The following is an 11,126-nucleotide window of genomic DNA, read 5'->3' as shown; positions in this document are numbered from 1 at the left end:
TTTTCACCACCCCCGCCCCCCTATTGGTTGGCTTAAACTGTTGGGGTGTGGGGTGCGGGGGGCCCCGGCCGGGGCGGGCCAGGGCACCGCCAGAACGCTTCCTGCGCAAGGAATCTACCGCGGCGTCACATGGAAAACACGCCCTTACGTCCCGCCAACACCCCCTACAATGGGTAGTGTTCGTGTAACTTTCAGACTGGCAGGCACACAGAGGAGAGAAGGTGGCCCAACAAGCACCCGACCCGGTCGATGCTCTTCTCAAGCTCGCCGTCAAGCTTCCAGCGCCAGCAGTAAGGGCGCACCTTCGACGGGCCGCGTCCCTCACCCAGTCCGAAGTTGCTGAGGCAATCGGCGTTCATCGGATTCAAGTCGTCCGCTGGGAAAACGGCCAGGCTGAGCCACGCAATCCACATCGCCGAGACTACGGGCGCTTGCTCGAAGCGCTGGCAGCCCAGTACCCCGAGGCGGCATCAGCGCTGGAGACCGAGGAAGCCAGCTGATGCCGCTTCCCCATGCGCAACCGCCCTAGAGAACGCGAAACGGCCCCGTCGCCACAACGGGACCGTTTCCTAGCGATCGACTCGACCAGCCTTCACACTCTCGAGTCGTGTCCGGTGAGGTGACCTCGCCGGGGGTGATGCCCGTGGATCTTGCGATCCGCATGGTCACCTCTACCCAGAATAGGTGGTCCACCTCGCGGGATGCCACCTCCTGGGGGCCTTGTCAGGTCACACTGCTAGCCACGACTCCCCTATTAGGGGAGAAAACGACCTCATGCACCGCCAGCTCCTCCACGGTCCAGCTATCGCCGTAACACCTGGATTGCCGTACATCACACCCGTTGCCCTAATCAGCGGAGTACGCTCCGGCCAGACCGGATCGTTTCGGGCCTTCGAGCCGATGAATGCCCCGACTGGCACATGCGTTCCACGCCGCCCCGTAGGTTCAGCCAGCTTGCCGGGGCAAGACCTGCCCAGCGGGTCTGCCGGTGGGCAAGCCTCTCAACTGCTTCTTCCGCGCTCTGGGCAAGCCTTTGGGCAAGCCCTCACAAGCAGAGTTCACGGCACAACATCCGCATGGAGGTGTGCCTTGATCCTGAACCTGCCTTTCCCGCTCCCGCTGTACGCGAGCGTGACGAATGGCGTCGCCGGCGCCTGGGAGGCTGTCCTGTGAAGCAGATGACGGCGGCAGACTTCAGTGCCGCGATGGTGTCTCGAGCATGGGAGCCGCCGGAAGAGGTTGTCGTCTCGCGGCCGCTCGCCTACGCCGAGGCTCTCCAGCCGGAGGACTACGGCGTCCTCATCCGCCTCCTTCTGCGCGATCCGAACCAACCGTCGGGGATGAAGGCGCTGGCGGAGGAATTCCAAGCCTCGGGCTGGAAGATGGGTGAGAGCCGGCTCCGCGGCGTCATGGCCCGCCTGAAAAGGGCCGGGCATGTCCGCCACGACCAAGTGGGCTACGACGCGAAGGCGAAGCGGCCTGTCTGGGCGTTCACGGTCTACCGGAACCCCGCCAACAACCCCCAGCACGCCCGCACCCTTGGTGGCACGTCTTCGCAGGTCAGCCCGACCGGTGGGCTTTCAACGGATGAGTCGCCGCGTTCGAAGACTCACCCGTGGCATTTCAACGTCCGTGCAGGTCAGACCCCATCGTTGGATTCCAACGCATCGAACACCCATCTGTTGGAATCCAACGTGTCGGAATCCAATGTCTGTGCAGGTCAGGCCGACACTGCGAATTCCAACGGATGGGTCGGCCACCCCCCACACCCCCCGGAGGAGGTGGAAACCTCCTCCCCCTACCCCCTCACAGACACCACGGGGTCGCTTCCGTCTCAGCGGGAGGAGGAGGTGGCGGAGTTCTCCCGAACAGACCTCGCTGCCGCCGCGAGGTTCTTGCAGACGATGCGCCGGCCCTGGCAGGCAGGAAGGGCAACCGCCGTGAAGCACGCTCCACTCCTGCTGCGAACCATGCACGAGCAGGGGTGGCCGAGCATTCAAGAGGTGGACCCTGGGCTTCTCGAGGACGACATCCTGCGGTACACCGAAGGCGCGCGGAGTCTGGCTCACGTCCTGCCGAAGTGGATCAGAGACCTTCGGCTGTTCAGTCAGGTGGCCGGGCGCCCGGGCGGGACCGGAGCGAACGGCTCGCGGGAGAGTGCGATTCGCTGCTGCTCCCTGTGTGACGCGTACGGGCAGATCGAGGTCGCCGGGCGGGCGCTGCTGTGTAAGCACGACGGCCTGGTCCCGAGCGAGGTGAAGCGCATGCCATCTGCAGCTCCTGCCACCGCTCCCCCGCAGGGTCCGGACGGCGGCCTTGCACCCGGTGCCAATGTCGCCCAGCTGCCTGCTCTCGCCGACGTCCTGCGATCGCTGCGCCGGCCTGCCGTCTAGTTCTCACGTAGCGCCCCGGATCCTTCCGATTCCGGGCGACCCTGAACCCATCGGAGATCACGCATGACGCTGTCCGACGAGACGATGGCTCCCGACGCCTACCCCGAGGAGTCGGAGCCCGACGGCTCCCCTGCCCTGCGACGACTTCCTCCGCAGAACCTTGGTGCCGAGCGTTCTGTGCTCGGCAGCATGATCTCGTCAAAGCAAGCCCGGACCGATTGCCAGGACGCGGTTCAACCCGAAGACCACTACCTGCCCGCGCACCAGATCATCCACCGCGCGATTCTCGACCTCATGGCCAAGGGCGAGCCGTGCGACCCCATCCAGCTGGGATCCGAGCTCGAGCGCCGCGGCGAGCTTGGGCGCGTCGGAGGACCGCCGTACCTATGGGATCTCGTGAAGTCGGTCGACACCCCCGCCAACGGCTGGCACCACGCCAAGATCGTGCGTGAGAAGGCGATCCTGCGCCGTCTGGTCGAAGCCGGCATTCGCATCACGCAGTCCGGGTACGAAGGCGCCGGCGACGTCGACGACCTGGTCGCCTCCGCAGCGGGCGAGATTGCCACCGTCGTGGAGGGCACCCGTGAGGACGATGACTTCCGCACGCCCGACCAGACAATGGAGGGCACGCTAGACCTGATCGACGCCGCGAAGAACGGGCGCGGGCTGGTCGGCGTGAGTACCGGTTTCACAGACCTGGACAACCTCACCGGCGGGTTCCTGCCCAACCAGATGATTGTGATCGCGGCGCGGCCCGCCATGGGCAAGTCGACGATCGCTCTGGACATCGCGCGTGCCTGCGCGATCAAGCAGGGCGTCCCGGCCGCCTTCATCTCGCTCGAGATGGGCGTGGACGAACTGAACATGCGGTGCTTGTCCGCGGAGGCACGCGTCAGTCTGCACCACCTGCGCATGGGGACGGTGACCGATGAGGACTGGACGCAGATGGCGCGTGTACTGCCGTCGATCACGGACGCGCCGTTGTTCATCAACGAGTCGGCGTCCACGCTGGGCAGCATCCAGGCGAAGCTCCGTCGGCTCAAGGCGAGGCGGCCTGACCTCGGGCTCGTTGTCCTGGACTACCTGCAGCTCATCACCCTGGGCGGCCGGCGGCCGGAGTCCCGTCAGCAGGAGGTTTCCGAGATCAGCCGCAGCATCAAATTGCTCGCGAAGGAGCTTCAGGTCCCGATCGTGGCGCTGGCGCAGCTGAACCGTGGCCCGGAGATGCGCAGTGACAAGCGGCCTACGAAGGCCGATCTGCGGGAGTCGGGGTCGATCGAGCAGGACGCGGACCTGGTCATCCTGCTGCACCGTGATGACGCGTACGAGAAGGAGTCCCCCAGGTCCGGCGAAGTCGACCTGATCGTCGACAAGCACCGCAACGGCCCGACGGCCACCATCACCGTCGCGAACCAGCTGCACTACTCGCGCTTCGTCGACATGGCCCAGACGTGATGAGGCAAGACACGATCGCGGAGTCCGTGTACGTCATCGGTGCTCATGGCCTGCCGACAGTGAAGATTGGCCGGTCCTACGACCTGCCGCGAAGGCTGCGCTCCATCCAACTCATGTGCCCGATCGAGTTGGCTGTGCTCTGGTCGTGCCATGGTGGCCGGGAACTGGAGCGGGCACTGCACACACGCTTCGCTGCTTGCCGGTCGCACGGAGAGTGGTTCCGTCTCCCCGGTGATCCGGTGGCGTCGGTCGAAGGAGCTGTTGCAGACCTCGTAGGCATGGCTGCACCGTCCCAGGTGCCGGCAATGCCAAGCTCCCTTGAGCCCCACTCCGCCACTAGGGGCGAGCCGCAGTTCGTTGATCAGGACGTGTGTTCACCGCTTCACGTGACTCCGACCACTTGGCTCTACCTCCGTATTCGCCGAGCGTTCGGAGACGACGGCTTCACATGCCGCGACGTCGCAACGCGCCTGGCCGAGCCCGAGAGCGCCGTGCGCAGCCGCATGAGGTGGCTGCTGGAGAGGCACTTCCTTGATGAAGCTGGAGCAGAACCCGGGGCACACCTGGGCTCGATGAGGCGGAAGTTCACTGCCCGCCGCCTCCCGGAAGGCGCAGAGCTCGGGCGTATCCGTGTCTCGCATCGAGAGCTTGACGCTCTCGAGGAGGCATTGGCACTCGCCTGTTTCCCAAGTTCGGGACGCTTGATCCCTCCGCTTCGCAAGGCCACTTGCACCGAACACTCCAGATCTGCCAGACTTTGAAGTCTGGAGATTAGAGAGGGATTCCGTGCGGAAGATTGAAATCGACGACGAGGTGTTCGCCTACCTGCAGCGGCACAGCGAGCCCCTCGTGGACACGCCCAACGACGTGCTGCGCCGGGAACTTCTGGGCGAGAAGAGCAGCCAGGATGCAGGCGCCGAGAGGGGGCTCGGCGGCCTATGGTTCATCATCGAGGCAGGCCTGGCTGCTCCTGGTGACCAGTTGAGGCATCACCAGCCCCGGCTCCAGCGGACACATGAAGCCGCCATCACCGCGGACGGCTGGGTCGAGCTGCCCGATGGCCGCTCCTTCGCTCAGCCCTCGCCCGCGCTCAAGGCGCAAACCGGCAGCGACATCAACGGGTGGGGCCAGTACACCCACGTTCCCAGCGGCCGGAAGCTGCAGTCCCTCCGCGAAGAGGCCCGGTCAACCAAGAGCTGACTAGCCGACTGCTCGCAGGTGCCGGGCCTCCAACAGACTGACGAAGGACTTTCCCTGATGGACAGCAAGGCCTACAGCAGTGGCCTCGCAGCGCTTCGCGAAGTGCGAGACGAGATCAAGCCGCTGGAGCGGCAGCTCGTGAAGCTCCGGGCGGAGCTCGAGAAGCTGCAGAACCAGCGAGACCAGCGGATCGTGGAGCTGGGGGAGTTCGAGAAGGCCAAGGCGGACCGGATCGCGACCTCCGCAGGCATCTCGGTGATCGACGTCGTCGCCTTGGTGCCCTCTCTCGGGCCTCAGGGGCCCGCCAGTGCGCCTACGGAGGCCGCGCCGACCGTTTCCGCCACCGAAGATCACTCGACGCCGCAGGCGACCGTACAGGCGATCAAGGAACCTGCCGGGGCCCCTGCGCCCGCCCTGCGCCCCGTAGCCCAGCCCACCGCGGCCGCCGATGAGCAGGAGACGGGCACCAGCGAGGCCCAGGACCTGGAGCTGGCGGATGTCGTTAGCAGCTCAGCGACGACCGCCCCCTCCCCCGCCCCGGCGCCCGGGGCGCCGGGCGGGGAGCAGGAGCGGACGCTGCCGTCGATTCCCGAAGGTGCGGCTGGTGACCGATGGATTTTCGTCGAGCCGAATCTGACGTCGAAGCGGCCCAACTTCAAGCAGGCCACTCGGCAGATGGCGTTCCTGGACGCTGCGACCGGCGTGCTCGTCTGGCAGGCCGGCACGGTCGCCCTGGACCTGGGGCGTGTGAGCGTCGCGGAGATCCTCACGGCGGTGTATGCGACGGTCCCCGCGGACGTCGAGCGGATCTATATCACAGGCGGCGACCCGTGGCACCAGAACGCTGGGCGTCACCCGTTTCTGAAGGACGCGGTTGCCGAGTGGCTGAACGGGCCGTTGCCGGAGGGCTGGCAGGTGGAGTCTTCGCGCGGCAAGGACCGGCAGGCCGGGCACCTGGTCCACCCCCGTAATCCGGTGGGCCGCTGGCAGCGCGGCATGGACCAGCACACCGAGATCCGTTCCGTGGGCGAGTGGTTCGACCCGGCAGGCGCCGACCCGGCGACCATCCGGGCCGCGTTCGTCGAGCTGTGGAAGGCGCTGCGCAAGCACTGGGACGACGTCGTACTGATGGGCTCGCCGTCCCAGACCGGCCGGGACCTGTGGTCGCGGACCATCCCCGCCAAGGCTGGCGCGAAGTGGGCAGACGGCTACCCCGTCATGTCGCAGGAGATCCGCGGTCTGATGCACGCCACTGCCGGTCAGGGCCGCACCGAGCTGATCAGCCCGCCGCGTGTGCCCGAGCGGGTGCCTGGCTGGTTTGAGGCCGACCGCACCTTCGCTTACGCCAAGCACACCTGGACCTCCGGCGTCGGCGTGCCGCGGCGGGTGACCGCGGCCGCGTTCGCGGCGATGAGCGAGAAGGAGCAGGCCGATGCCCTGTTCTCGCCGAGCCACTGGCAGGTGCGGGTGACGATCCCGAAGGACTGGAACCACGTCGGCCTGCTGCCCGCGCCTGCGCCCGGGGAGCGTTCCTGGCACTACCCGTTCGAGGGCGGCCGGTCGTTCATCACGTGGGCGGGCGGCGCCGAGGTCAATCTGGCGCTGCGTAATCCGCTCGAGCCCTGGCGGATCGAGATCCTTGATGGCTTGGTCTGGGAGAAGGGCGACCCGCTGAAGGACTGGTCCAACAAGCTGAAGGACACGTGGAAGTCGTTGCGTGCGCAGGGTGAGCTCCACGGGGACGAGCAGCAGCGTCAGGCTGCGCGGCTCGCCTCCCGCGCGGTCCGCAGCATCTTGCTGTACGGGATCGGCACGTTCGCGCAGCGGCCGCGGATCACGACCGGTTCGGTCGAGCTCGGTGCAGGTGGTGAGGTGCCTGAGATCCCGGACGGCGCCCGGCTGACGGGTCTGACGGACACGCATGCCACGTGGGAGCGGAACTCGGGGTTCGCGCGTGACCCGTACGCGCACCCGGAGTGGGCGGCCGGCGTGTGGTCGGCGGCTCGGGCCGCGCTGTTGTCCGGCCCGACCGGCACGAAGGACCTTGCCACGGGCAAGCCGGCCCGCGCCGGTGCGCTGCACCTGCCGGCGGCGTCGATCCTCGCGTTCCGGACCGACGCCATCTACAGCTCGGTGCGCCCGGATTGGCCCTACAGCGGCGAGCCGGGCGACTACCTCCTCAAGGGCGCCATGTCCTGGGAGCAGACCACGCCCACGGCCGATGAGGAGTTCTATGTGCTCCAGGCCCTCGGCCGGCAGGCCCTGGAGGCGGAGGAGCTGTGAGCGCTGAGGTGGCATGGGGCGGCCGGTGGGAGCACCCGGATTGTGGGGCGTTCGGTGAGGCGGTGTGGGAAGAGGAGGACACCGCGTCGTCCGGGCACGACTGCGACCGTGGTGGTGAGGTGGCGTGGAGCGCGGAGTGGGCGTGCCACGGCTGCGGCTCCGGCGGTGACGACCAGTTCGACGACGCCACCATGACGTACTCAGATCACGAGTGCGGCGACCAGGAGGGGGAGGTGGCGGCGTGACGCCACGAAGGAGGCGGAGCACCGGTAGAGGCCGCCGTGACCAGCGCAACGAGGCTGCACGCCTCACCGATGAGTTGCTGGACGCCGGCTTCAACAAGAAGCAGGTCGGGGAGATCCTGGGGCGCAACCCGTCCCTCGTGTCGCAGTTCTTCACCAAGAACAAGGGCGCGTCGATGGTCGAGGCGCTGCGGGCCGTGGTCCAGGAGGTCCAGACCGGCGGGCCCCGCGACATCGCCAGCCTCAAGGCCTTGGCCGCGGGCCACGTCCAGCCGCGGCTGAACCGGGAGGGCTACCGCGCGCGGGTGCGGAGCAAGCGGGAACACCTGCGCGCGGAGAAGACGGTCAAGGACGAGCGCGGCAAGCCGGTGATCGGTCCGGACGGGAAGCCGGTCAAGGCCTGGTCGTCGTCGCTGGCGAAGGCCGGCCGCCAGCACATCGCGTCGGGCGCGAGCAGGCTCCGGCCAGTCGTCGAGGACGCGGCCAGGTACGGCGGGAAGATCGCATTCACCGTCCGGGCCCGACGGGGCGCGTTCACGCACGATGCAGGCCGGATGGCGGACTCCCCCGGCGTGCGGCGCAACATCGTCCAGCGCCGCGACGGCACCGAAGAGCGCGCCTACGCCGACAACCGCGGCGGCCCCGGGTCGGGCGAGGAAGGCTTCGACGGTGCCGAGTTCAAAGCCATGGTCGACGCGGCCAGCGGCGACGTCACCGCCGCTGTGCAGAAATGGCTCGTGGACAACGACCGCATCGAACCCGGAACGCCGATCGTCGGCCTCGAGATCCGCGCCTGGATGCCCAAGGAGGACTGAGAGGACGCGGGCGCCAGCACTGTGGGGTCGGCGCTCGGCGCCAGAGCCGACCAGTGGCCAGGCACCACGGGCCAGCGCGGACGACCTGCGGATCCACCGCCGCAGCGGTCAGCTACTTGACGACCGTGATCACCACAGCCAGAACGGCGCTGATGACGGTCAGGGTCGTCGCGAACGCCCTGCCGGACCTGGACACACACTCGGGCACTGGAGCGCCACCCCAGCGGGCGACAGCGAACGCGGCGGCGGCCGCCAGGAGCGAAAAGACCACCGCCAGCCCGATCGTCATGAGCAGCATCGCGGTGTGGGTGACGTTCACGACTGTCCCTCCAAGATCTCTTTCGTGGGATGCGGTACGGCTTCGCACCGGCACGAATCGACGATCCACCCCCCGAACGCGCTAATGAACCGGTTGGATGTTGTTCGCATAACAACGTGGGGTTGTCCGATGAACAACCTCCGCCTGCAGGAGGTGACGTGGGGACAGCGAAGCGGCCGGGACGGCCTTGGGCGGAGGCCCGGGGCGCGAGTAAGGAGGTCAACGACCTTGTCCATGTCCTGCGGAGCTGGCTTGACGGCTCCAATGTGACCGTGACGAAGCTGCGTGGTCTGCTGACCCCCGAGCACTTCAGCAGCGGCGCCGTTCCACCGCTGTGGCGCCTGCGTGAGCAGCTGAACGGTGTTGGGCTCGCCTGGGAGCTCGCCGAAGCCGTCGCGGACGTCTGCTTCCCGGCCGAAACTGGCAAGCAGACGTCCGAACGCCTTGCCCAGATCAGACCCCTGTGGACCGCCGCGAGCACCGCTCCCACCGCCCCGAACCCGACGTACGACCTCATTGGTGCTCAGCAGCGCACGATCGCGGCCCTGGAGGAGTTGAACCGCGTACGCCAAACGCTCGAAGTCAGCGAACAGGCCCGTGTCCAGGCCCTCCAGGTGGCCACGGTGCTTTTCGCCTTCCTCGGCCAGGCACAGGCTCAGGTCGCTCAGCTCACCCGTCGGCTGGATGCGATCCGTGCCTCTTCGTCCTCTGCTCCGGCTGATGTGCGGGCTGCGGAGAGTCGCCTCGATCGCGCGCAGCAGCAGACGAAGGACCTCCGCCAACAGCTCGCACGCGCGCAGGAAGAGCGGGACAGGTTTCAGGAGGTTGCCGATCAGGCGGCCCGCCAGGTCCGGCATTTGGAAGAGGAACTGCGTGATCTGCGCGGCGCCCCGGCGCCGGCACAGCCGCCCCAGGACCGATCGGCAATCCAGCTCCCCGGCACCGGAGGCGGTGCCGCGGACGATGCGGCCCTCGACGAGGTCGACGCGGTCCTGCGCAAGGCCCGCGATGTGTTGGATCGCGAGCATGACGCGGTGCAGGAGGCAGCCGAAGAGGTGGGGTTGTGGGAAGCCCTGCAGAGCGATCCTGCCCATGACGGCCGAATCGTGCCTGGGCAAGCCGTAAGGCATGAACCTGCGTCACGAAGCGCAGGACGTGAAGGGTTGTTCCAAACAACTCCAGATAACCCCTCTACCAGTGCAAAGACTGGTGGGCCGGTCTATGCGACTGTGCCGTCTGATGCTTCCGAGATTCAGCGCCGGATGCTGCCGGCGGCGCTGCCGCAGCCGACTGGTGTCCGGCTCGCCTCCCGCTATCTGCCAGCCGCCGAGACGGCCCGGGCTGGCGGCGATTGGTACGACTCAATCCCGCTGCCCGGCAGCCGAGTGGCGCTTGTCGTCGGTGATGTCATGGAGCGCTCCGTGGCTTCGGGGGCGATCATGGGTCAGCTGCGGACCACCCTGCAGACCCTGTCCGGGCTCGACCTGCCGCCGCAGGACGTGCTGCACCACCTCGACGAGCAGGCCCAGCGACAAAGCCAGGACTTGCTGGCGACCTGCTTGTACGCCGTGTACGACCCGGTCTCGCACCGGATCACCATCGCCAACGCCGGCCATCCGCCGCCGATACTGCTCCACCTCGGCGGCCGCGCGGAGGTCCTGCGCGTGCCGCCGGGGGCACCAATCGGCGTGGGCGGGTTCAACTTCGAGGCGGTGGAGCTGGACGCCCCCGCGGGCGCCACCCTGCTGCTCTACACGGACGGCCTGGTGGAGTCCCGGCTGCGGGACGTGTGGACCGGGATAGAGCAGCTGCGGGAGCGCCTCGCGGCGACCGCCCAGCTGACCGGTCCGGATCGCTCGCCACCGCTCGAAGCCCTCTGCGACGACGTCCTCGACATGCTCGGCCCGGGCGACCGGGACGACGACATCGCGCTGCTCGCGGCCCGGTTCGACGGGATCGCGCCCAGTGACGTGGCGTACTGGTTCCTGGAACCGGAAGAGGTTTCGGTGGGGCGGGCCCGGCGGTTTGCGCGGCGAGCGCTGGCCCGCTGGGACCTGGAAGAGCTGTCGGACTCGGTCGAGCTGCTGATCAGCGAGATTGTGACCAATGCCGTTCGGTACTCGGAGCGGCCGGTGACCCTGCGGCTGCTGAGGACCGACGTCCTGCGCTGCGAGGTTGGCGACGACTCCCCGGCGATGCCCCGGATTCACCGCACTGAGGAGGGCGGGCTAGGACTCTTCCTGGTCAACCGGCTGGCCACGCGGTGGGGAGCGACACGGCTCTCGGGCGGCAAGGTGGTCTGGTTCGAGCTGAAGTTTCCCCGAGGCTAAGAACGTCTAACAGAACGCGGGCGTTGAAACTGCGCTGTGCTCACTTCGAAGACCGGCGTTCGGCAGGGGGCAAAACCCCTGGTCACGGA

Annotated in this window: 10 protein-coding genes; 9 read left to right on the top strand and 1 reads right to left on the bottom strand. The window is 67.7% G+C overall.

All coding sequences use genetic code 11. The features are described 5' to 3' along the window. Positions 1–221: 221 nt before the first annotated feature. From ACFQ7Q_RS10755 to ACFQ7Q_RS10720, 8 genes are all read left to right on the top strand, one after another. The gene (locus ACFQ7Q_RS10755) at positions 222–500 is read left to right on the top strand and encodes a helix-turn-helix transcriptional regulator (RefSeq protein ID WP_383552184.1); all 279 of its coding nucleotides are present in this window, start codon (positions 222–224) and stop codon (positions 498–500) included. 669 nt (positions 501–1,169) lie between these two features. Next, a complete protein-coding gene (locus ACFQ7Q_RS10750) occupies positions 1,170–2,393 on the top strand; it encodes a hypothetical protein (protein ID WP_383552182.1) in 1,224 nt (407 codons plus the stop codon). Positions 2,394–2,456: 63 nt separating this feature from the next. Then, a complete protein-coding gene (gene dnaB, locus ACFQ7Q_RS10745; RefSeq protein ID WP_383552180.1) occupies positions 2,457–3,848 on the top strand; it encodes a replicative DNA helicase in 1,392 nt (463 codons plus the stop codon). Next, on the top strand, positions 3,848–4,609 hold the full coding sequence (locus tag ACFQ7Q_RS10740; RefSeq protein WP_383552353.1) for a GIY-YIG nuclease family protein: 762 nt from the start codon (positions 3,848–3,850) through the stop codon (positions 4,607–4,609). Before dnaB ends, ACFQ7Q_RS10740 begins: the two co-directional genes overlap by 1 nt. 25 nt (positions 4,610–4,634) lie before the next feature. Next, positions 4,635–5,048 carry a hypothetical protein gene (locus ACFQ7Q_RS10735; RefSeq protein WP_383552177.1) on the top strand — a complete coding sequence of 138 codons (414 nt, stop codon included), beginning with the start codon at positions 4,635–4,637 and terminating at the stop codon, positions 5,046–5,048. A gap of 57 nt (positions 5,049–5,105) precedes the next feature. After that, positions 5,106–7,331 carry a Mucin-19 gene (locus ACFQ7Q_RS10730; RefSeq protein WP_383552175.1) on the top strand — a complete coding sequence of 742 codons (2,226 nt, stop codon included), beginning with the start codon at positions 5,106–5,108 and terminating at the stop codon, positions 7,329–7,331. Continuing rightward, positions 7,328–7,576, top strand: a complete 249-nt coding sequence (locus ACFQ7Q_RS10725) for a hypothetical protein (protein WP_383552174.1) — start codon at positions 7,328–7,330, stop codon at positions 7,574–7,576. The genes ACFQ7Q_RS10730 and ACFQ7Q_RS10725 overlap by 4 nt, the downstream gene beginning before the upstream one ends. Further along, the gene (locus ACFQ7Q_RS10720) at positions 7,573–8,388 is read left to right on the top strand and encodes a hypothetical protein (RefSeq protein ID WP_383552171.1); all 816 of its coding nucleotides are present in this window, start codon (positions 7,573–7,575) and stop codon (positions 8,386–8,388) included. Before ACFQ7Q_RS10725 ends, ACFQ7Q_RS10720 begins: the two co-directional genes overlap by 4 nt. 112 nt (positions 8,389–8,500) lie before the next feature. Here the strand turns inward: ACFQ7Q_RS10720 and ACFQ7Q_RS10715 are convergent, their stop codons facing one another. Then, on the bottom strand, positions 8,501–8,707 hold the full coding sequence (locus ACFQ7Q_RS10715) for a hypothetical protein (RefSeq protein WP_383552169.1): 207 nt from the start codon (positions 8,705–8,707) through the stop codon (positions 8,501–8,503). 272 nt (positions 8,708–8,979) lie between these two features. Between ACFQ7Q_RS10715 and ACFQ7Q_RS10710 the strand changes: the two genes are divergently transcribed. Beyond that, complete coding sequence (locus ACFQ7Q_RS10710) at positions 8,980–11,037, top strand: SpoIIE family protein phosphatase (protein ID WP_383552167.1); 2,058 nt, start codon at positions 8,980–8,982, stop codon at positions 11,035–11,037. Positions 11,038–11,126: the final 89 nt, after the last annotated feature.

It is taken from the genome of Streptomyces sp. NPDC056527 (genome assembly GCF_042794475.1).
Lineage (GTDB): Bacteria > Actinomycetota > Actinomycetes > Streptomycetales > Streptomycetaceae > Streptomyces.
The sequence above is the reverse complement of the archived record's forward strand: the minus strand, read 5'-3'. Positions and strand labels throughout refer to the sequence as shown.